13 protein-coding genes and 3 pseudogenes are annotated in these 21,865 nt (G+C 54.7%); 10 read left to right on the top strand and 6 right to left on the bottom strand.

Annotation, left to right across the window (positions count from 1 at the left end; genetic code table 11):
- Positions 1-8 precede the first annotated feature (8 nt).
- From ACZ1HF_RS09130 to xdhA, 4 genes are read right to left on the bottom strand one after another with little or no spacing between them, the layout of a single operon-like run.
- On the bottom strand, positions 9-1,523 hold the full coding sequence (locus tag ACZ1HF_RS09130) for an ABC transporter ATP-binding protein (protein WP_472657194.1): 1,515 nt from the start codon (positions 1,521-1,523) through the stop codon (positions 9-11).
- Entirely contained in the window at positions 1,520-2,422 is a 903-nt protein-coding gene (gene xdhC / locus ACZ1HF_RS09125; protein ID WP_472657193.1) for a xanthine dehydrogenase accessory protein XdhC, read from the bottom strand. Before xdhC ends, ACZ1HF_RS09130 begins: the two co-directional genes overlap by 4 nt.
- Positions 2,419-4,701, bottom strand: a complete 2,283-nt coding sequence (xdhB, locus tag ACZ1HF_RS09120; RefSeq protein WP_472657192.1) for a xanthine dehydrogenase molybdopterin binding subunit — start codon at positions 4,699-4,701, stop codon at positions 2,419-2,421. Before xdhB ends, xdhC begins: the two co-directional genes overlap by 4 nt.
- Positions 4,698-6,065, bottom strand: a complete 1,368-nt coding sequence (xdhA, locus tag ACZ1HF_RS09115) for a xanthine dehydrogenase small subunit (RefSeq protein WP_472659015.1) — start codon at positions 6,063-6,065, stop codon at positions 4,698-4,700. Before xdhA ends, xdhB begins: the two co-directional genes overlap by 4 nt.
- A gap of 165 nt (positions 6,066-6,230) precedes the next feature.
- Here xdhA and dnaE point away from each other — a divergent pair, with 165 nt between their 5' ends.
- The gene (gene dnaE, locus ACZ1HF_RS09110) at positions 6,231-9,677 is read left to right on the top strand and encodes a DNA polymerase III subunit alpha (protein ID WP_472657191.1); all 3,447 of its coding nucleotides are present in this window, start codon (positions 6,231-6,233) and stop codon (positions 9,675-9,677) included.
- A gap of 58 nt (positions 9,678-9,735) precedes the next feature.
- Here dnaE and ACZ1HF_RS09105 read toward each other — a convergent pair whose 3' ends face one another.
- Positions 9,736-9,939: a SlyX family protein gene (locus ACZ1HF_RS09105; protein ID WP_472657190.1), complete on the bottom strand. Its 204-nt coding sequence runs from the start codon at positions 9,937-9,939 to the stop codon at positions 9,736-9,738.
- 101 nt (positions 9,940-10,040) lie between these two features.
- On the opposite strand from ACZ1HF_RS09105, the gene ACZ1HF_RS09100 reads away from it, so the two are divergent.
- From ACZ1HF_RS09100 to hisG, 3 genes and pseudogenes are all read left to right on the top strand, one after another.
- Entirely contained in the window at positions 10,041-11,696 is a 1,656-nt protein-coding gene (locus ACZ1HF_RS09100) for a histidine--tRNA ligase (RefSeq protein ID WP_472657189.1), read from the top strand.
- Positions 11,693-12,758 (top strand): annotated as a pseudogene (locus ACZ1HF_RS09095) (ATP phosphoribosyltransferase regulatory subunit). Before ACZ1HF_RS09100 ends, ACZ1HF_RS09095 begins: the two are co-directional and overlap by 4 nt.
- Positions 12,755-13,510, top strand: coding sequence for an ATP phosphoribosyltransferase (gene hisG, locus ACZ1HF_RS09090; RefSeq protein WP_472657188.1), 756 nt, complete (start codon positions 12,755-12,757; stop codon positions 13,508-13,510). Before ACZ1HF_RS09095 ends, hisG begins: the two are co-directional and overlap by 4 nt.
- On the opposite strand, the gene ACZ1HF_RS09085 is transcribed toward hisG, so the two are convergent.
- Complete coding sequence (locus ACZ1HF_RS09085; RefSeq protein ID WP_472659014.1) at positions 13,478-13,891, bottom strand: DUF1489 family protein; 414 nt, start codon at positions 13,889-13,891, stop codon at positions 13,478-13,480. The two genes, hisG and ACZ1HF_RS09085, sit on opposite strands and share 33 nt — an antisense overlap.
- Before the next feature lie 165 nt (positions 13,892-14,056).
- On the opposite strand from ACZ1HF_RS09085, the pseudogene ACZ1HF_RS09080 reads away from it, so the two are divergent.
- From ACZ1HF_RS09080 to kdsA, 6 genes and pseudogenes are all read left to right on the top strand, one after another.
- Positions 14,057-16,317 (top strand): annotated as a pseudogene (locus ACZ1HF_RS09080) (adenosylcobalamin-dependent ribonucleoside-diphosphate reductase).
- Between the two features lie 502 nt (positions 16,318-16,819).
- Positions 16,820-17,170: a hypothetical protein gene (locus ACZ1HF_RS09075; RefSeq protein ID WP_472657187.1), complete on the top strand. Its 351-nt coding sequence runs from the start codon at positions 16,820-16,822 to the stop codon at positions 17,168-17,170.
- 110 nt (positions 17,171-17,280) lie between these two features.
- Positions 17,281-18,579 (top strand): Na+/H+ antiporter NhaA, encoded by a 1,299-nt coding sequence (locus tag ACZ1HF_RS09070; RefSeq protein ID WP_472657186.1) that lies wholly within the window; start codon positions 17,281-17,283, stop codon positions 18,577-18,579.
- Between the two features lie 186 nt (positions 18,580-18,765).
- Positions 18,766-19,418 (top strand): annotated as a pseudogene (locus tag ACZ1HF_RS09065) (ABC transporter ATP-binding protein).
- A complete protein-coding gene (locus ACZ1HF_RS09060) occupies positions 19,402-21,012 on the top strand; it encodes a KpsE/RkpR family capsule polysaccharide export protein (protein ID WP_472657185.1) in 1,611 nt (536 codons plus the stop codon). Before ACZ1HF_RS09065 ends, ACZ1HF_RS09060 begins: the two are co-directional and overlap by 17 nt.
- A gap of 7 nt (positions 21,013-21,019) precedes the next feature.
- The gene (kdsA, locus tag ACZ1HF_RS09055) at positions 21,020-21,853 is read left to right on the top strand and encodes a 3-deoxy-8-phosphooctulonate synthase (RefSeq protein ID WP_472657184.1); all 834 of its coding nucleotides are present in this window, start codon (positions 21,020-21,022) and stop codon (positions 21,851-21,853) included.
- The last annotated feature ends 12 nt before the right edge of the window (positions 21,854-21,865 follow it).

The raw sequence follows: 21,865 nt of genomic DNA, 5'->3' as shown, positions 1-21,865 counted from the left end.
TGTGGGCCTCAGACATGCGCGATTTCCATATCATGGGCACCGCCCATCATCAGGCCGATTTGATCCACCGTCAGTCCCTGTGCGGGAACGGGTTTGGTCAGGCGGCCTTCATTTAGGGCGGCGAATGTGTCGCTGATTTCCATCAGCTCGTCCAGATCTTGGCTGATCACAATGACTGCAGCACCATTGGCCGCCAGATCAAGTAGCGCCTGACGGATATCTGCGGCAGCAGAAGCATCGACGCCCCATGTGGGTTGGTTCACGACCAACACGTCAGGGTCTTGCAAGACCTCCCGTCCAATGACGAATTTCTGCAAATTGCCGCCGGACAAAGCGCGTGCCGCGTTGTCTGGACCCGGTGTGCGAACGTCAAATCTGCTGATCACAGCCTCTGCGAAATTACGGGACTTGGGCCAATCCAGAAAACCTTTCTGGACAAGCCCCTTACGCCGTGCGCCGGTTAGCATGGCATTCTCGGTCAAGCTCATATCTGGTGCTGCCGCATGGCCTAATCGTTCTTCCGGGGCGGCCAAAACACCCAAATCCCGTCTGGCGGGCGGTCCAAGATGGCCAATAGATTTGCCCTTGAACTGGACCATCTCTGCTGTGGTTTTCAGCTCGCCTGATAAGGCGGCTGTTAGCTCGTCCTGACCATTGCCCGCAACGCCACCAATTCCCAGAATTTCCCCTGCATGAACCTTGAACGAGATATCCTTCAGTGCAGTGCCAAAGGCGCTGACAGACCGCAAGTTTAAGCTCTGCACGCCCAGCACAACTTCGGTGGCTGCGTGGGGGGTGCGTTCCGGAATATGCAGCGTGCCACCGACCATCATCTCGGCCAGCGCCCTTGTGGTTTCCTTGCGTGGGTTGCAGGTGGTGACTTTCTTGCCCAGCCGCAGGATCGTTGCCGTGTCGCAAAGCCTGCGGATTTCTTCAAGTTTATGGCTTATATAGAGGATCGAAGTACCTTCTTTCTTCAGTTTCTCCAAGGTTTGGAACAGAATTTGCACCTCTTGTGGCGTCAGAACAGATGTGGGTTCGTCCATGATCAAAAGCTTTGGGTTTTGCAAAAGACAGCGGATGATTTCGACCCGCTGCCGTTCGCCCGCTGACAGGTCGCCCACAGTGCGGTACGGGTCCAGTGGCAGGCCGTAATTTTCTGACATTTGCCGAATGCGCTGCGCCAATGCGTGCATTTTGGGCGGGTGTTCCATACCAAGGGCGATATTTTCGGCAACATTAAGCGCCTCGAACAGCGAGAAATGCTGAAATACCATTGCCACACCGGAGGCGCGGGCGGCGCGGGGTTCAGACGGTGCGAAGGGTTTTCCATGAAGATTCATCGTGCCGCTGTCAGGTTTCACAAGACCGTAAATAATTTTGACAAGCGTGGATTTTCCGGCGCCGTTTTCGCCTAGAAATGCATGAACCTCGCCTTGATTTATGGTGAAGGACACGTCGTCATTGGCGACCACGCCGGGATAGGCTTTGGTCAGGTGAGAGATGCGTAAAAGTTCTGTCAAACCGCGATATCTTTCCCCAGAGTGTCGCTTGAACGGAGCGACATTAGCTGCGCGGCGACGCCAACTGCAATGGCTTGCGGGTGTTTTCCGAGAAATTTTTGACCGATTGGACAACAAATGCGCGAAATTTGTGCATCATGGTGGCCCAGCTTGGTTAATCGGCTGCGGAACCGCGCCCATTTCGTGTCAGACCCTATAAGACCCACCCAGGAAAAGTCGTGGTTGAGCAGAGCATGGCAAATGTCGAGGTCAAGCATGTGGGAATAAGTCAGGATCAGGTGTTGCGCGTTTTTCGGGGCAAGGGCTGCTGCATGCGCAGGATTTGCCACAGGTAAGGTTTTGATGCCGGTTTTTGGGAACCGGTCCGCGGATGTATCAAGCCATGTGATGTCGAAATTCGGCAACGGTTCCAGCGTATGGACAAGTGCGCGCCCGATATGGCCCGCGCCGTAAATCCAAAGTGGCGTTTTTGGGGGCGCAATTGTTTCAAAGAGCCAACCATCCTCATAGATCAAGTCGGCCTTGCCAGAATTGCGGGCCTCTGCCTCGGCGCGAATTATGCTTAACGGCTTGTCTGCCGTGCCCGTAACACGGCGGGTGAAGGTCGGACCTTGCGGGATGAAATCGAGATGTTCTGTGACAAGTGTAACGGCACCGCCACAGCACTGATTAAGCGAAGGTCCCAGTGGAATGCGTCGAACCGAGGGGGCCAACAACGCCCGTTTGGCCGCGTCAAATTCAAGCGCACCACCGCCGATTGTACCGGACTGCCCGCCGTGCCAAACAAACATGGCGGCACCGATTTCGCGCGGGGCAGAACCTTTGACATCTGCCACAACCACGCGCGCGATGGGGCCGTTCTCAAGGGCTTTTTGAAGGGTATCCGGATCAATACTCATGCGCGCAACCTGTCTACGCAACGTAGAATTTCTTCTGCGGTTGCAGGGGCCTGAAGGTTTGGATAGTCTTCGCCACACGCAGAAATTGCGTCAGACAGCGCAAGCCACGCCGAGATGCCCAGCATCAGGGGCGGCTCCCCCACGGCTTTCGATTTGAAGATTGTATCGGCGCGGTTCTCGCCGTCCCAAAGTGCCACGTTGAAGATGTCTGGCGCGTCGGAGGCGCAGGGGATTTTGTAAGTTGCAGGCGCATGGGTCTTTAAAGCCCCTTTGTCGTCCCAAACAAGTTCTTCCATGGTCAGCCAGCCCGCGCCCTGAATATAACCACCTTCGATCTGACCTATATCCAGATCAGGGTTAAGGGAACGCCCGCAATCATGCAGAATATCTGCGCGCAGGATGCGATTTTCGCCGGTTAGCGTGTCTATAACGACTTCTGTGACAGCGGCCCCGTAGGCAAAATAGAAAAACGGGCGACCGTGGCCTTTGATGCGGTCCCACGCAACGTCTGGTGTCGCGTAAAACCCGGTCGCACTGAGGGAAATCCGGTTGGTATAGGCAAGATTAACAGCCTCGGCAAAGATCAACGTCTCTTGGCCGACTTCCACGTTGCCGTCCGTAAAGCGGACATCTTTGGTTTGGTAACGCTCCCCCAGAAATTCGGCGATGCGGGCTTTGATTTCCTCGCACGCGTTGAACACCGCCATACCATTGAGGTCAGAACCAGATGAGGCCGCAGTTGCGGAGGTGTTGGGAACTTTCCCCGTGTCGGTTGCGGTTATCTTGATCTGATCCAGCGGAACGCCAAACGATGTCGATGCAACCTGAGCAACTTTGGTAAACAGCCCCTGGCCCATTTCGGTGCCACCATGGTTCAGGTGGATCGACCCATCCTGATAAACATGAACCAACGCGCCGGCCTGATTCAGATGTGTAAGCGTGAAAGAGATGCCAAACTTTACAGGCGTAAGCGCTATGCCGCGTTTGAGTACGGGATTATGTGCATTCCAATCGGCGATGGCTTTGCAGCGGGTTTTGTAATAGGCGGAAACCTCAAGGGCGTTAACCATGTCGTGCAGGATGAAATCTGTGACTTCCATCCCGTAAGGCGTTGTCTGCGGTATCTGCGTTTCGGCAACAGTTCCATCGTCCAGCGTAGCATAGAAATTGATGCGGCGCACCTCCAAGGGGTCACGGTCCAGATGGTGTGCGATATGGTCCATGACGCGTTCAATGCCGACCATGCCTTGCGGACCACCAAACCCCCGGAACGCTGTGTTGCTTTGGGTGTTGGTCTTGAGGCGGTGAGAGATAATTTGCGCATGTTCCAGGTGATAGGCGTTATCCGCATGCAGCATTGCGCGGTCAGCCACTGGCAGTGACAAATCCTGCGCCCAACCGCAGCGGACGAAGTGTTCAAAATTGATGCCGCTCACGCGCCCTTCGTCATCAAAACCGACCTCGTAAGTGATGCGAAAATCATGGCGCTTGCCGGTGATAAGCATGTCGTCATCGCGGTCGTAGCGCATCTTCACGGGGCGCTTATATTTCGCCGCAACGACCGCGCAAGCGACGCATAAGGCATTGCCCTGGCTTTCTTTTCCACCAAATCCACCGCCCATGCGGCGGACTTCGATCCGGACTGTGTGCATGGCTTGGCCAAGGGCCTCTGCAACTTTATGCTGGATTTCCGTAGGATGTTGCGAAGAGGCATGCACCACCATGTCCCCGCCTTCTTGCGGCAGCGCAAGGGCGGCGTGACCTTCGAGGTAGAAATGCTCTTGTCCGCCGATTTCGACCGCGCCTGTGATGCGGTGTTTCGCCTTTTTGATTGCCTCTGGTGCGTTGCCCTTCTTATAAATGCGTGGGCCTTCTTCAAAACGGCTATCGGCGGTAAGTGCCTGATCTATGGTTAGGATCGGGGGCATCTCTTTGTAAGTGGTCCGGGCCAGACGGGCTGCTTTGCGCGCGGCGAGATGTGTTTCAGCAACCACAAGGAAAATCGGTTGTCCAAGGTAGTGGATAGTGCCATCGCTGAGCAATGGCTCGTCATGGGCGGACGGTGAGACGTCATTGGCGAAAGGCAAATCCGCCGCTTGCAGCACGTCAATGACACCCGGCGCATCCCGAACGGCATTAAGGTTAATGTCAGTGATCCGCCCATGTGCAATGGTCGACAGGCCAAAGGCAAGATGCAGTGTGCCTGCCGGGGTGGGGATGTCGTCTGTGTAACGTGCTTGACCGGTAACATGCAGTTGGCCGGAGTCGTGTTTGGTCATGGCCGTACCTCCAGCACATTGGATGGTACACCAAGACTTTCGACATAGGCGCGCCGCAGCATGTTTTGCGCGGCTTTGAGACGGTACTCACGAGAGGCACGCATATCACTAAGAGGTTGGAAATCCTCGGCAAAGGCGGGTAAAGCTGCCTCGATGTTGTCTTCGCTCCATGCTTTGCCGATCAAGGCCTGTTCTACTGCCAACGCGCGCTTCGGGGTGCCTGCCATACCGCCAAAGGCGATCCGTGCCGTCGCTACAGATCCGCCTGCGACTGCGATATTGAAGCAGCCACAAACGGCTGAGATATCCTGATCATGCCGCTTTGATAGCTTATAACATTTCAGACGGTCCCTTTGCTGTGGGATTGTCACGGTTTCAACAAATTCGCCCGCCGCGCGGTCTTGTTTGCCGTATTCCAGAAAGAAGTCTTCCAGCGGCATGTCGCGCCGGGTGTTCCCTTTGCGCAGATGCAACGTTGCGCCAAGTGCGATCAGGGCAGGGGGGCTGTCCCCGATGGGCGAGCCATTGGCAATATTGCCACCAATCGTCGCTGCATTGCGCACCTGAACCGAGCCATATCGGCGTAGCATTTCGGCAAAGGACGGATGACGGTCGCGCATGGCCTCAAGGACTTGCGTGATTGTACAGGCGGCACCGATGCGTAGGCCAATGTCATTTTCTTCGACCCTTTGCATGTCATAGCATCGGCTGAGAAAGGCAACTTGTGGCAACTCGCGCAATTGTTTTGTCACCCAAAGACCGACATCCGTAGCGCCGCCGATCAAGGTGGCTTCGGGATTGGTTTCATACCATTCTGCTAAAGCATCCGAGGAATTTGGCATGGCAAATTCAAGACTTTTAACACAAAGTGTCGATAAATCTTCTTTCATCCATGCTGGCACAGGCTCTTTCGCTGCCGCCTTTGCCGCCCGTAAAATCGGGGCATAGCCTGTGCAACGGCAAAGATTTCCGGCCAGTTGGTCTTCATGATCTGTCGCGCCGTTTTTATGTGCGGCTGCCATTGCCGTGATGAACCCGGGCGTGCAAAAGCCGCATTGTGATCCATGATGTGTCACCATAGCGTCTTGGACGGGATGCAATTCCCCCGACGGTCCTGAGACGCCCTCGACCGTGCGCACGGCCTTCCCTTGCAATTGCGGCATGAACAGAATGCAGGCATTCATCGCCCGCGCAACCCCGTCTTCACCGGTCACAATCACGGAACAGGCCCCGCAATCGCCTTCGTTGCAGCCTTCCTTGGTGCCGGTCAGCCCGCGATCTTCGCGCAGCCAGTCCAGCAATGTACGTGTGGCCGAGACCTCGGCCTGCACAGTCTCTCCGTTCAGAAGAAACGTCACTCCCATGTTATTTAAACCTGCCGCCTTACCAAGCCGTTGATCCATGAGGCGCGCCTTCGATGCGACGTAGAAAGCGTGCGGAATCTTCGCCTCTAGAAAAGCCGTGTAAAAAACCTTTGGCAAGCCCTTTGTCCGCTTTTCCCCGGACTGTGGGCACGCTACGGTCAGAAAATGAAAAATCATTCCCGATTCATCCACCTTCGCGTCCACACCGAATATTCGCTTCTGGAAGGGGCCATGCGGGTCAAATCGCTGCCCGGTATGTGTGTTAAATCCAGTATGCCCGCCGTTGCAGTCACGGACACAAACAACATGTTCGCGGCATTGGAATTTTCTGAATACGCTTCGGGGGCAGGGGTGCAACCGATCATCGGTTGCCAGCTTGATTTGGCTTATGAGGCCGCAGCCCCCGGTGAACGGCAGCGTGACCCCGCCCCGGTTGTGCTGTTGGCGCAGAATGAAATGGGTTATCTGAACCTGATGAAGCTGAATTCCTGCGCCTATCTGGATAAGGGCGGAGAGCTGGCGCAACTGACATTGGACGAGCTGGCGCAGCATGGTGATGGTCTTATCTGCCTGACAGGTGGCCCGGACGGACCTATCGGGCGCTTGCTGCGCGTCGGGCAGCGTCCCAAGGCAGAAGCACTATTGCGTAAACTGCACGAGATCTATGGCGACCGCCTTTATGTTGAACTACAACGCCATCCCGGCGATGATGGTTTACCTGACGCCGAACGCCTGTCCGAGAGAGGCCATGTGGAAATGGCCTATGAAATGGGGCTGCCATTGGTGGCGACCAACGATGTCTATTTCCCGAAAGCCGAGATGTACGAGGCCCATGACGCCCTGATCTGCATCGCCGATGGCGCCTATGTGGACCAGCAGCAAGACCGTCGCCGCCTGACCCCGCAGCATTACTTCAAATCGCCCGAGGAAATGGTGACTCTGTTCGCTGATCTTCCGGAGGCCATCGAAAACACGGTCGAAATCGCCAAACGCTGCGCGTTCAAGGCCTATAAACGCGATCCGATCCTTCCAAAATTTGCCGATAACGAGATTGAGGAATTGCGCCGTCAGGCGGTTGAGGGCCTGAAAGACCGGCTTGCGGTGATACCGCATGCAGCCTCGGTTGAGGAATATGAGAAGCGGCTGGAGTTTGAGCTTGGTATCATCGAAGGGATGGGCTTCCCCGGCTATTTTCTGATCGTTGCCGATTTCATCAAATGGGCGAAGGACCAACATATTCCCGTGGGGCCGGGCAGGGGCTCGGGCGCGGGGTCTTTGGTGGCCTATGCGCTTACGATCACCGATCTGGATCCTTTGCGTTATTCGCTGCTGTTTGAGCGGTTCCTGAACCCCGAGCGGGTTTCCATGCCCGATTTCGATATCGACTTCTGCATGGATCGCCGGGAAGAGGTGATCCGCTACGTGCAGGACAAATACGGCCGCGACAAGGTGGGACAGATCATCACCTTCGGTGCGCTTCTGTCGAAGGCTGCCGTGCGCGATATTGGCCGCGTTTTGCAAATGCCTTACGGACAGGTGGACAGGCTTTCGAAAATGATCCCTGTCGAGGGTGTCAAGCCGGTCTCGATCGAAAAGGCGCTGGCGGATGAGCCTAAATTGCGGGAAGAAGCACGCAACGAAGAAGTTGTCGCGCGACTGCTGGAATACGGCCAGCAGGTCGAAGGCCTTCTGCGCAACGCCTCGACCCATGCCGCCGGGGTGGTGATTGGCGACAGGCCACTTGATGAGCTTGTTCCGCTCTATCAAGATCCCCGTTCAGATATGCCAGCAACGCAATTCAATATGAAATGGGTTGAGCAAGCCGGGCTGGTGAAATTCGACTTTCTGGGTCTGAAAACCCTGACCGTTATCCAGAATGCACTGGATTTGTTAAAGGTTCGAAATGTGCAAGTGGATATAGGTGCAATCCCATTAGATGACCAGAAAGCGTATGATTTGTACAGCTCGGCCAAGACGGTTGCGGTGTTTCAGGTGGAAAGTTCGGGCATGATGGATGCGCTTCGGCGTATGAAGCCCACCTGTATCGAAGACATCGTGGCGTTGGTAGCTTTGTACCGTCCCGGCCCGATGGAAAACATCCCGACATATTGTGAGGTGAAGAACGGCTTGAAGCCGCTGGAGTCGATCCATCCATTGATCGATCACATCCTTGAGGAAACCCAAGGCATCATCGTTTATCAGGAACAGGTGATGGAAATTGCGCAGGTCATGGCCGGATATAGTCTTGGCGGTGCGGACCTTCTGCGCCGCGCCATGGGCAAGAAGATCAAAGAGGCTATGGACGCCGAACGTCCGAAGTTCGAAGCTGGTGCCAAAGCTAATGGTGTTGATGCCAAGAAAGCGCGAGAAGTTTTCGATCTGCTGGAAAAATTCGCCAATTACGGCTTCAACAAATCCCACGCCGCCGCCTATGCGGTTGTCAGCTATCAGACGGCTTGGCTAAAGGCGAATTATCCGGTGGAATTCATGGCCGGTGTGATGAATTGCGATCTGCATCTGACCGACAAGCTGGGTGTGTACAAAGAAGAGATCGTCAAGAACCTTGATATTGAGATCATACCGCCCTGCGTCAACCGATCTGAGGCGACGTTCAGCGTGTCTGATGGTAAGGTCGTTTATGCGCTGGGCGGTTTGAAAAATGTAGGTGTCGAGGCGATGAAGCTGATCACCGAGGCGCGTGGTGATCAGCCTTTCCTGACTGTATTCGATCTGGCACGCCGGGTTGATCTCAAGCGGGTTGGCAAGCGTCCTTTGGAAATGTTGGTCAGGTCCGGTGCCTTGGATCAGTTGGACCCGAACCGAAGACGGGTTTTTGAAGCGCTTGATGCGCTGGTCAATTATTCTGCCGCGGTCCACACGCAGCGAAGCTCTGACCAGGTGTCTTTGTTTGGCGAGGCGGGCGATGATCTGCCAGAGCCCCGCTTGCCGGTTATGGATGACTGGTTGCCGAATGAACGGCTGGCCGAAGAACATGTTGCGGTTGGTTTCTACCTGTCCGGTCATCCATTGGATGACTACACGGCCCTCTTGAAGCGGAAAAATGTTCTGACTTTGACTGAGATTGAACAAAAGGCGCAAGCTGGCCCGTTGGTGACAAAAATTGCAGCGTCGGTTTCAGGCAGGCAGGATCGAAAATCCGCACGAGGCAACAGATTTGCGTTTGTGCAAGCCAGCGACCCAACGGGGCTTTATGAGGTCACAGTCTTTTCGGACACATTGGAAGCCGCAAGCGATTATCTGCGGACCGGCGCAAATGTGGTGATGACCGTTGAGGCGACGCTGGAGACAGAACAACTGAAATTACTGTGCCGGGCTGTGCAACCGATAGATGATGTGGTCTCGGATGCAGGTGCGATGGGATTGAAAATATTTGTGGATTCTGAAGCTGCAATCCCGACAATCGCGTCTGTTCTGGAACGATCTGGCAATGACAAGACAATCCGTGCGCGCGCGCCTGTTTCCCTGTGCTTGATGGGGCAGGATTTGCCCGGCGAAGTCGAGGTTAATCTTGGGGACAGTTTTGCTGTTAACCCAAAAGTCAAAGTGGCGATCAAATCACTGAATGGCGTTCTTATGGTCGAGGACGTCTGAGAAACCGTTACTGGTGCTGGATAAGAATTGGCAAATTAGCCGATTTTCCGCGCGACTTTTAATAATGGGGTGGTTTCTGGTCTGACAGAACAATACCGCCGCTTGCGTCCAGTTCCCGCTCTGTTTCGCGTTCCATCAGGATGCGGATGCGGTTATTCAAAAGGGCGATATCCTTTTCCTGACGTGCAATGATGTCTGACATATCCTCAACGGCCTGTGTCAGGTGGGCGATCTGTTCTTCAAGGCGTGTTGTATCAGACATGGGGATGCATCCTTTGCACGCACAGATATGGCGCTTTGCTTGCCCCGGCAAGAGGGGCGGGGTAAAGGCAGGGCCGAAGCTTCACGTCAGGACCAAGTGAGATGGCAAAAGAGAAAAAGAAGCCCCGCCCAAAGGCCGAGACCCCTAAGGGGTTTCGCGACTATTTCGGTGCGGAAGTGGCTCAGCGCAAAGAAATGCTGGATAAGATTGCTGCCGTTTACCATCTGTACGGGTTCGAAGCGTTAGAGAGTTCCGCCGTGGAAACGGTTGAGGCTTTGGGTAAATTCCTGCCCGATGTAGACCGCCCGAACGAGGGTGTGTTCGCGTGGCAAGAGGATGACGCCAAGCAAGGACAAGATTGGTTGGCGCTGCGCTATGATCTGACGGCCCCGCTGGCGCGGGTCTATGCGCAGAATCGCAACGATTTGCCAACGCCGTACCGCCGCTATGCGATGGGGCCGGTCTGGCGCAACGAAAAACCCGGACCGGGGCGGTTTCGTCAGTTTTATCAATGCGATGCGGATACGGTAGGGGCCGGGTCGGTCGCAGCGGATGCCGAGATTTGCGCGATGCTGGCGGATACTTTGGAGGCCGTTGGAATTGAGCGCGGCGATTACGTGGTACGGGTGAATAATCGTAAGGTGTTGAATGGGGTGATGGAGGTTGCGGGGATTTTGGACCCGAGCGACCCGTCGAAATTCGAAGCCGAGCGTGGGATCGTTCTGCGGGCGATTGATAAGCTGGACCGGTTGGGCGTTGAGGGTGTTCGTGCTCTGCTTGGCGAAGGACGCGAGGATGAGAGTGGAGACTTTGCTAAAGGTGCAGGATTGCCTGAAGATCAGGCTGAAATTGTAATGGTTTTTTTGAGTGCTCGGGATAACATTCGATCCAAATGGGAAAGGGACGGTAACATTTCGTTGCGACCCGGATTTGCTAAATCAGATTTTCTTGGTGGAACTCATTTTTTAGATTCAAAATTTGCAACTCGCTTGAAGGAAATTCGAGATAGCGGGACCTTTGAGGAAAGGGAAAAATTGCTCAATTTTGGAACTATATCAACCTTGGCCAGTCTGGTTGAATCATCGGAAGTTGGCATGGCTGGCTTAGGAGAATTGACAGAGATTGCTGACCTTTTGGCAGCCCAAGGATATGAAGCAGACCGCATTGTTATCGACCCATCCGTTGTGCGCGGCCTCGGCTATTACACTGGCCCCGTCTACGAAGCGGAACTGACCTTCGAAATCAAGGACGAAAAAGGGCGCGTGCGGCAGTTTGGCTCGGTTGCGGGTGGCGGGCGCTATGATGATCTGGTGAAGCGGTTCACAGGGCAGGAGGTGCCTGCCACGGGTGTCTCGATCGGGGTGGACCGGCTTTTGGCAGCGCTGCACGCAAAGGGGCGGTTGTCGAAAGACGCCGTAGGTCCAGTGATTGTCACCGTCATGGATCGTGACCGGATGGCGGAATATCAGACGATGGTAGCTGAACTGCGTACTGCAGGTATCCGGGCCGAGGTTTATCTGGGCAACCCCAAGAACTTTGGTAATCAGTTGAAATATGCCGATAAGCGGAACGCGCCTGTGGCGATCATTGAAGGCTCGGACGAGGCGGAGCGGGGTGTTGTGCAGATCAAAGACCTTATTCTGGGCGCAAAGATTGCCCAGACCGCGACGTTGGAGGAATGGAAAGGGCAGCCGGCGCAACGGGAAGTTGCGCGCGGTGATCTGGTCGCTGAAATTCGCAAGATGTTAGACGCATGACTGCGCGGGCTGAGGCAGAGCGAATTTTTGCGCTGTTTCAACAGGCTGGTGCTATGCCTGTGGACGTCGCCTTGTTGCAGCCATCGGCAGTGCTACTCGACCTCTATGGCGAGGATATTCGCGGACGGGCCTATGTGACGTCAGACCCGGTTTTCGGAGAGCAGATGTTGCGCCCTGACTTCACGGTGCCAGTGGTTCAAGAGCATATGAAGAATGGCGCTGAGCTTGCGCGCTACACCTATATGGGTGAGGTATTTCGCATGCAGCAGCCAAGCACAGGACGCGCACGCGAGTATCTGCAAGTTGGCTATGAGCTGTTCGCGCGCAACGATCCCGCCAGTGCAGATGCCGAAGTGTTTGCCTTGTTTTCCAAAGCATTAGAGGGGCGCGGACTTTTGGCCTCGATTGGGGATATCGGCATATTGACCGCGGCGGTAACGGGGCTTTCAACGTCGGAGCGTCGCAGAAAAGCGCTTATGCGTCACATCTGGCGACCCGCTCGGTTTCGCGCATTGCTGAAACGGTTCGCTGGTGGCCCCGCCCCTGAAGGGCGCGCGGAAATGATTGCGCTAAGCGATGAAGTTGTCACTGAAGCCGGTCCCGAGATCGGGATGCGGTCCCGGCAAGAAGTCTTGGCGCGTCTGGCCGCCCTGAAAGAAGATGCGGATGTCGCAGCGATTACAGAGGCAGAGATAAAGGCGATCACTGATATTCTGAGCATTGTTTGCGCCGCCCCGGAAGGGCTGACTCGATTACAGGCAATAGCAGCGGAATACCCTGCGATTGCCCCTGCTGTCGTGGCGTTCGGGGAACGGCTGGATGCTTTGGCAGCACGCGGGATCGACCTGTCGGGCCTGTCTTACGAAGGTGCCTATGGGCGCACTAGCATGGAATATTATGACGGGTTTGTCTTCGGGTTTTCTGCGCCAACTGTCGCCGCCCCAATTGCAACAGGGGGGCGGTATGATGCGCTGACTGCGGTGCTTGGACAAGGCCGCGCAATTCCGGCAGTGGGGGGTGATCCGCCCGGAACTGGCGCTTCAGGCGGGGGTTGTCGCATGACACTGAAGCTTGGTGTGCCCTCAAAGGGTCGTTTGATGGAACAGACCTTTGACTGGTTCGGCGAACGCGGTGTCGAGTTGGCGCGCACGGGCTCTGCGCGTGAATATGCTGGGGTTGTCAGCGGTATCGACGGGGTCGAATTGGTGCTTCTGAGTGCTGCTGAAATCCCGCGGGAGCTGGCTTCGGGACGTATTCATTTAGGCGTGACAGGGACGGATTTGATCCGCGAGAAACTGCCTTTGTATAACGATCAAGTCGAGACATTGGCCAAGCTGGGCTTTGGCCATGCGGACCTGATCATTGCCGTTCCGCGCTTTTGGGTTGATGTGGAAACCGTTGATGATCTGGACGCGGTTGCAGCAGCCTTTCGGGCCGAGCATGGGTTTCGTCTGCGGATTGCTACGAAATATCACAGGCTTATTCGCGAATACCTGCGGCGTGAGGGTGTGGCGGATTACCAATTGGTGGATAGTCAGGGGGCTACTGAAGGGACCGTGAAGAACCTGACGGCAGAGGCCGTGGCCGATATTACAACGACCGGAGCAACACTAGAGGCGAACCATCTGAAAGTGCTGCGTGGAGCACCCGTTTTGCAATCTCAGGCGACATTGTTTGCGTCAAAAACTGCGGCTTGGGACGTGTCCGCAAGGTCGGCAGTCGCATCCTTGGCAGAACAGCTTGGAATTGATGGGCCTACAGATATTTTCGAAAGTGTAGCTTTAACGAACCCCGATATCGGCAAGGGCGGCTGACAGTGTTGGTGGAATTGCATCCTCGCGGGCGCGGGCGGCTGTTAGATCTCGAGGTGAATCTTCAGGCCTTAGATAGCGCCACCCCTGAAAAGGGCGTTTGGTCATGGCTTCGACACGGATAAGCTTCGGATCAAAAACCAGCGCACAGCGACGAATGCCGTCGCCATTGTCATATTCATCAAGGCGCACAAGCTTTTGGCGGGCCAGAACAACGCCTTTGATCACCCAGAAAATCGAGCCACCACTCAGCAATTCTGACTCACGCTTCGGCCACATGCGGGTGATATGGCGGGGCAGTCCATCGGCTGCTTTGGGGCGCGGGCTTGATTGCCACGCTTCAAGGCTTTCGACGCTTTCTGTGCCGACGGACAATTTGATCATGTTGATATGTTTTGCCACGACTCACCTTTTCTTGTGAAACTACATCATATTGCGACGTAGCGCCGATACAAGGGCAGGGGTTGTGGATAAGTTTTATGTTTTCGTTGACGTAAAACGTATGCGAGACTACCTTAAATTTCCGCCGAATTTTATCAGGATTGTGCTATGAGCCGTTTCGCTGCCCCCATTGCCGAGCAAATCTGGGATATGAAATACCGCTTCAAACAGGCGGATGGCACGCCGATTGATGTCACTGTCGAAGATAGTTGGCGTCGGATTGCACGTGCCTTGGCTGCTGTCGAGACAGATCCAGCGCAGTGGGAAGAGACGTTTTACGAGGCACTTGCAGATTTCAAATATCTGCCAGCGGGTCGGATTACGGCCGGCGCAGGGACCGAGCGGTCGGTCACTTTGTTTAACTGCTTTGTCATGGGCACAATACCCGACTCGATGGGCGGTATTTTTGAGATGCTCAAAGAGGCAGCGCTGACCATGCAGCAGGGCGGGGGCATTGGTTACGACTTCTCGACAATCCGCCCGAAAGGTGCGGGTGTGAAGGGCGTTGCCGCCGATGCATCGGGGCCTCTTTCCTTCATGGATGTGTGGGATGCAATGTGCCGCACAATTATGTCTGCGGGCTCTCGCAGGGGGGCGATGATGGCCACGATGCGTTGCGATCATCCTGATATTGAAGAGTTTATCACCGCCAAAAAGACGCTGCGCGGCTGCGGATGTTCAATATCTCGGTTCTGGTGACAGATGCATTCATGGAGGCTGTGAAGGGGAATGAGACGTGGGATTTGATCTTTGATGGTAAGGTTTATCACACGGTCGAGGCGCGTGATCTGTGGAACAAGATTATGCAAAGCACTTTTGAATTCGCAGAGCCTGGCGTAATTTTCATCGACCGGATCAATGCCGCCAACAATCTGAATTATTGCGAAATCATTGCGGCAACAAACCCTTGTGGTGAGCAGCCTCTGCCGCCATATGGGGCTTGTCTTCTGGGGTCGATCAATTTGACGCGGCTGGTGATTGATCCGTTTGAGGGGCATGCGCAGCTGGACATGAACGAACTGGATCAACTGGTTCGGGTCGCTGTGCGGATGATGGACAACGTTGTTGATGCATCCCGCTTTCCGCTGGAGGCGCAAGCGCGAGAAGCGCAGGCCAAGCGGCGGGTCGGGCTGGGCGTCACTGGGCTGGCGGATGCGCTTTTGATGGTAGGTTTGTCCTATGGCTCGGAGGAGGCGGCGCGTCTGACCGAGCAATGGTTGCACGCCATCGCCCGCGCCGCGTATCTGGCGTCGGTCGATTTGGCCAAGGAAAAGGGTGCTTTTCCGCTGTTTGACGCCGATGCATACCTTGCAAGCGGGGCGATGGCGGATATGGATGAGGATGTGCGTGAGGCAATCCGGGAACATGGGATCAGGAACGCCCTGCTGACCTCAATCGCCCCTACGGGAACGATTTCTTTATATGCTGGCAATGTCTCAAGCGGGATTGAGCCCGTTTTTGCCTATGCTTATAAACGTAAGGTTCTGCAAAAGGATGGATCGCGCACCGAGGAAGAGGTGGTCGATTACGCCGTCCAGATGTGGCACGAAAAATTCGGTGATGCGGAGCTGCCCGACTATTTCGTCAATGCACAAACACTTGCCCCGCTGGAACATGTGCGCATGCAGGCCGCCGCGCAGAAATGGGTGGACAGCTCGATTTCCAAGACGATCAACTGCCCGGAAGATATCAGTTTTGATGAATTCAAGGACGTCTATATGGCCGCCTGGGATCAGGGCTGCAAAGGGTGCACGACATATCGCCCCAATGCTGTCACAGGGTCGGTTCTGTCGGTCTCTGAAGGCTCTGAGACCGTGGCCGAAGCCGAAACAGGTGCTGATGTGATCTATATGTCCGAACCTCTGGATCGCCCTGGTGAGCTGGATGGGCAGACCTACAAGGTCAAATGGCCAGATAGTGAACATGCGCTTTATATCACAATCAACGACATCGTTTTGAACGGGCATCGCAGGCCATTTGAGGTGTTTATCAACTCCAAGAATATGGAGCATTTCGCCTGGACCGTGGCTCTGACGCGGATGATCTCGGCCGTGTTCCGACGCGGTGGCGACGTGTCATTTGTGGTGGAGGAATTGAAGGCGGTCTTTGACCCGCGCGGCGGGGCGTGGATGCAGGGGAAATATATCCCCTCCATTCTGGCAGCAATTGGTGGGGTGATCGAAAAACATATGATTGCGACAGGCTTCATCGCAGGCGAAGGTATGGGACTAAAAGCGGACCCTCAGTCAGAGGTGGTCAATCTGGGCACAGGTCGCGGCCCTGCTTGTCCAAGCTGCGGGCAATATGAAATGCGAATGGTGGAAGGCTGCATGACCTGCGGGAGCTGTGGGCATAGCAAGTGTAGTTGAGGGCGATAATGGTGGTTGTGGAATGACACGTAATGTGCAGTCTATTGACAGCGAGATGCCCGTTTTTGACATCAAATTTGCAACTTTATCTCAAGACTTGGAAGTAATCACTGCGTTTGACCCCAAATTTTACAAGTGGCTAAACGTCTTTCGTCGCTTATGCCAAATTTCAGAGTTTATAAATTTTTGGACAGTTGTTAACTGATTAAATTTCGATCTATTTTGGTTAGTACCATATCCAAAGGGGCGCTTGTATGTGACAGAAGCCTTGCTACCTTCGCGTGTTCCAACTGATACTTTTCGGTTCGAGCTAGAAATAGTGGGTTTCGTGCGGGACGATGCCGAAGATCTCGCAATACAGATTGGACATTCGAGACCTGTCTTACGCTGTCATCTGTTGGGTGATCCTGATGTTAGGCGCTCTCCTTAGGCGCGTAATCGGGCTTCGGCAAAACGAATTCTTCCCTTCGCTTTGGCAGGCTCTGGGATCGAACGCGAGAACATGGATGACGATACGCTTCTTCAGCTACTTGGTGAATTTGAAGATAACGATGTCAAGCGAATTCGGGATGAATTGTTGGCTCTTGATGACGCACCTGTCGCTCGCTACGGCAACGTCAATGTTGTTTCTCAGCTCGACGCACTTTTTGCCGTTAATCAGTACATCGAACGAGTAGACCTGGATCGCTTTTTTCAATTCGTCCCCGAACTGCTGGATGACAAGGACCCAGCTCTAGATTCCCCTCAGGATCAGTTGTGGATGACAAATATTCTGAGGCATGCACAAAGCCATTCGGGCGCCTTTCTGGCAGGTTTAAGTGATGCGTTGCGCGTATGGTCTCATAAGCGCTGACGTTAGACACAAGGGATGTTGCGGAATTACTTGATGAGATTTTGCGATACTTGCTCCGCCTTGTTGCATACTCTATTGCCCGTTGAAATGATCTGATCATCGGGTGGGCCATGTATCGCGTCTGGGATTTCATTACGACCTATTCTCTTTTGCTGATCATTGGCGCGCTGATTGCGCTGGTTTGGGTAAATGCCGACCCGCATAGTTATCACCATTTTGCTGAATACCCTTTGTGGTTTAGCGATCTGATCGGGCTGGATTATTACCATTGGGCCCAATCCTATGGCGAGGGGTATGAGGCGGTTGAGATCGGGGATGTCACCAAGGTGGTGAGCCTGCGTTATCTGGTTAATGACATTCTGATGGCGTTCTTCTTTGCCATTGCGGGCAAAGAGGTTTGGGAAGCCGTTATCCTGAAAAATGGCTCTCTGCGTGGCAAGAAGGCAGCCACGCCTCTGTTTGCAACCGCGGGGGGGATGATTGGTCCAATTATCATCTATCTGGGGCTGGCCGCGTTGATGGGATCTGACACCTACGATGCCGTGGCGAATGGCTGGGCGGTTCCGACGGCGACGGATATCGCGTTTTCTTATCTTGTGGGAAGGATGGTTTTTGGGGCCGGTCATCCGGCGGTGCGCTTTCTGTTGCTTTTGGCCATCGCGGATGATGCGGCCGGTCTGGTCATTCTGGCGGTATTCTACCCCTCGGGCGAGGTGGATCCGCAGTGGCTTTTGTTGTCGCTTGGCGCTGCAATCGGCGTTTTTCTCTTATTCAACTGGCTGCCACGCAAGATGGACCGGGGTAATCAGGCACGGCCTGTCTCGACTTGGGTACGTACAAAGTTGAGCTTTGTTCCTTATCTGATTGCAGCCGCTCTAAGCTGGTACGGTTTTGCTAGAAGCGGCTTGCATCCGGTGCTTGGTCTGTTGCCGATTGTGCCGACCATTCCCCATGCGGACCGGGCCTTTGGCATTTTCAGCGAGGCAGAGCAATATTTGACCGACCTTCTGAACCAGATTGAACATGCGCTGAAACATCCCGTCGAGATTGTTCTGTTCTTTTTCGGTCTTCTGAATGCTGGTGTTGAGCTCTCGTCCATGGGTGATGCGACCTGGCTTGTGCTGGCGGGGCTGATCATTGGCAAACCTGTTGGCATTCTGATCTTTGGTTGGTTTGCCGCTCGACCCCTGGGGTTTGGTATGCCGCAAGATATGCGGATGGTGGACCTTATTGTCATCGGGTGTGTGGCCGCCATCGGGTTCACCGTGTCGCTGTTTGTGGCCTCTGTCGCGTTTGAACCGGGTCTTGTGCAGGAGGCCGCCAAAATGGGCGCGTTGTTCAGCTCTGTCGCGGCGCTGATCGCGCTTGCGGCAGGCAAGCTGCTGCGGGTTGAAAAGCAACATGGCTAGGCTTTGGTGACACGCTGTATGACTGACATGCAGGGCAATTTGCCTTGATTTACCGCTTGTTCATGCAAATATCGTTGAATTGTCCACGATTGGTACGGCATACTGCACACCCAACGCGCGTTGGACGGGATAACCAACGCCTGTGCAACGGGTCGGCAACAAAAACCCGAGGGTAGAGCGCACCTGATGATAGAGTTTCAAGAGGTCAGCAAGTCCTTCTGGACTGGCACGCAGCGCAAGGTGATCCTTGATCGCGCGTCCTTTCGGGTCGAGCTGGGCCATTCTATCGGGATACTTGCGCCCAATGGCACGGGTAAGACCACGCTTGTGAATATGATGGCTGGGCTGGAAAAACCAGATGAGGGTCAGATTTTGCGCACCAGCCGCATATCATTTCCGCTGGGTTTTATGGGGGGGTGGTTACGCGACACACGGCCGTTGAGAATTGCCGCTATATTGCCCGCCTTTACGGGCTTGATCCGGATTATATCGAAGCGTTTTGCCGTTATCTCTGTGGATTGGAGGAATATTTCGACATGCCCGTTGGCACATATAGCCAAGGGATGCGGGCGCGTCTTTCCTTTGCCTTATTATTGGCTCTGGAGTTCGATATCTATCTGATCGATGAGGGGATGCCTGCCACCACAGATGCCGAGTTCAACCGAAAGGCGGGCTCTATCCTCAAGGACCGTTTGAGAGATGCGACCGTTGTTGTTGTATCCCATCAGGCCAGTACGTTAGAGCGGTTTTGCAGATCGGCAGGTGTTTTGAAGAATGGCCAGCTCCATATGTTTGATACCCTAGAAGAGGCGAAAAGGCTTTATGATTACCAAACCTAAAGCACGCAAATTTCGCCTGCGCCGCAAGGCCAGTCTGGGCGCGAACGCCGGGCCTTTTGATCCGGCGTCCAAGACGAATACGCCGGATGAACCGCTGTTCAACACCGATGACGGGTTTGGCGATCTGACATTTCAGACCGGTGATCCGAAGGATTCCAACGCGGGGGCTGTGGAGCCTGAAGATAGTGAAGTTCTTGAGGCCATAAAACGTGAAGGCCTGACAGGCCGACAATTGCGCATGGCCCGCCGCGTGGCGCAGAAACAGGGGCTTAAACCTGCATCAGATTACGATGCGGTCCGCTTGCTGCGCGAGCAGGGGATTGACCCTTTCAAACGCTCAAACATGATTGATCTGGTGGCCTCTGACGCTAAGGCAGGTCAGCCCACTCTGCTGCCCCAGACTGTTCCGTCACGCCCCGGTGCCATCTCGGCTGACGTGATCTCTGAAGACAAGCGCGCCAGCGATGTTCGCAAGATCCAGCGCGATATTGCCCGTCGCCGCCGTGGCCGGGCTGCATTGCTTTTCACGCGGTTGCTGTTCTTCGTGTTCCTGCCGACAGCTTTGGCCGGATATTACTATTATACAGTCGCAACGCCGATGTATGAGACGAAATCAGAATTTCTGATCCAGAAGGCTGATGCCGCAGCCGGTGGGCAACTGTCGGGGCTTTTCTCTGGTACAGGTCTTGCAAATGCGCAGGATTCGATCACTGTTCAGGGTTATTTACAGTCCCGCGATGCGATGCTGCGCCTGGATGCGGATGAAGGCTTCAAGTCGCATTTCAGTCAGTCGGATATTGATCCTATCCAGCGCATCGAAACAGACGCGACTAATGAAGAGGCCTACAAGCTTTTCAAGAAACATGTCAGGATCGGGTTTGATCCGACCGAAGGCATCATTAAGATGGATGTGATCGCGGCTGATCCTGAAACAAGTGCGAATTTCTCGAAAAAGTTGATCGAATACGCTGAGCAACAGGTCGATCAACTGACCGCTCGTCTGCGCAACGATCAGATGGATGGAGCCGAGAGAAGCCGACAGGAAGCCAATGACAAAATGATCACAGCGCAAAAGCGGATCGTCGACATTCAGGAAAAGCTTGGCGTTCTGAGCCCGGAAAGCGAAATTCAGGCGGTGATGTCCCAGATTACCACGCTAGAGACAGAAGTGCTGACTGAACGTCTGTCTTTACAGACCTTTTTGCAAAATGCACGGCCTAACCAGTCCAAAGTAACGGCGTCACAGAACCGCATCCGCGAATTGGAAACGCTCATAGCTGAGAAACGGGCGCAGTTGACCCAAAGTAGCACGACCTCGGGATCATTGGCGCGTGTAACCGGGGAGCTGATGGTCGCACAGGCCGAGTTGGAAACCCGTCAGGCCTTGCTTGCGCAGGCAGAAGCGCAATTCGAAGCCGCCCGGCTGGAAGCAAATCGACAGGTGCGCTACCTTTCCGTTGGTGTCAGCCCCGTGGCCCCGGATGAACCAACATACCCACGTGCGTTTGAAAATACGGTTCTTGCGTTCTTGATCTTCTCGGGAATCTACCTGATGGTGTCGCTGACAATTTCAATCCTCCGGGAACAGGTCTGATATACCCATGAAAACTGTTGAAATCGGCAAAATCAGTGTTGGAAATGATCTGCCTCTGACTGTCATTGCGGGCCCGTGCCAGCTTGAGTCGCTTGATCATGCGCTGATGATTGCGACCGAGATGGCTGCTGTTTGTGCGCGGGCAGGCGCGTCCTATGTCTTCAAAGCATCTTACGACAAAGCCAACCGCACATCGCTACAGGGCAAACGCGGTTTGGGTATGCAGGAAGGTCTGCGCATTCTTGGCGAGGTCAAGAAGCAGATCGGGTGCCCTGTTCTGACGGATGTGCATGGGGCTGATCATTGTGCACCAGCGGCTGAGGTGGCGGATATTCTGCAAATCCCTGCCTTTTTGTGCCGTCAGACCGACCTTCTGTTGGCTGCGGGGCAAACAGGGGCCGTGGTCAATGTGAAGAAAGGCCAGTTCCTGGCCCCGTGGGATATGCCCAATGTGGCTGATAAGGTTGCCTCGACCGGTAATGAGCGGATCCTTCTGACCGAGCGTGGCGCATCGTTTGGCTATAATACCCTTGTCGCCGATTTCCGCAGCCTGCCGACCATGGCAAAGACCGGTTATCCGGTTATCATGGATGCTACCCATTCTGTCCAGCAACCGGGCGGGCAGGGCGGCTCATCTGGCGGGCAAAGAGAATTTGCCCCGGTTATGGCCCGTGCTGCCGTGTCCCTTGGCATTGCAGGCGTGTTTATCGAGACGCATCAGGAACCTGATACGGCCCCATCAGATGGGCCGAACATGATCCCACTTGATGAAATGGATGCGCTTATCTCAGGTCTTATGGCATTTGACCGTCTGGCAAAGGAAAACCCATGCCGGGTCTAGCGGAATGAAGGT

The sequence above is a fragment of the Litoreibacter sp. GN1-5 genome (assembly GCF_055693805.1).
This window is presented reverse-complemented; position numbering and strand designations above follow the sequence as displayed.

Coding starts and splice junctions, on each gene's coding strand:
- xdhC (WP_472657193.1), bottom strand. CDS start 2,422: ATGAGTATTGATCCGGATACCCTTCAAAAAGCCCTTGAGAACGGCCCC.
- xdhB (WP_472657192.1), bottom strand. CDS start 4,701: ATGACCAAACACGACTCCGGCCAACTGCATGTTACCGGTCAAGCACGT.
- ACZ1HF_RS09075 (WP_472657187.1), top strand. CDS start 16,820: ATGGATGACGATACGCTTCTTCAGCTACTTGGTGAATTTGAAGATAAC.
- ACZ1HF_RS09105 (WP_472657190.1), bottom strand. CDS start 9,939: ATGTCTGATACAACACGCCTTGAAGAACAGATCGCCCACCTGACACAG.
- xdhA (WP_472659015.1), bottom strand. CDS start 6,065: ATGGGAGTGACGTTTCTTCTGAACGGAGAGACTGTGCAGGCCGAGGTC.
- ACZ1HF_RS09060 (WP_472657185.1), top strand. CDS start 19,402: ATGATTACCAAACCTAAAGCACGCAAATTTCGCCTGCGCCGCAAGGCC.
- ACZ1HF_RS09100 (WP_472657189.1), top strand. CDS start 10,041: ATGGCAAAAGAGAAAAAGAAGCCCCGCCCAAAGGCCGAGACCCCTAAG.
- ACZ1HF_RS09085 (WP_472659014.1), bottom strand. CDS start 13,891: ATGATCAAATTGTCCGTCGGCACAGAAAGCGTCGAAAGCCTTGAAGCG.
- ACZ1HF_RS09070 (WP_472657186.1), top strand. CDS start 17,281: ATGTATCGCGTCTGGGATTTCATTACGACCTATTCTCTTTTGCTGATC.
- dnaE (WP_472657191.1), top strand. CDS start 6,231: ATGAAAAATCATTCCCGATTCATCCACCTTCGCGTCCACACCGAATAT.
- kdsA (WP_472657184.1), top strand. CDS start 21,020: ATGAAAACTGTTGAAATCGGCAAAATCAGTGTTGGAAATGATCTGCCT.
- hisG (WP_472657188.1), top strand. CDS start 12,755: ATGACACTGAAGCTTGGTGTGCCCTCAAAGGGTCGTTTGATGGAACAG.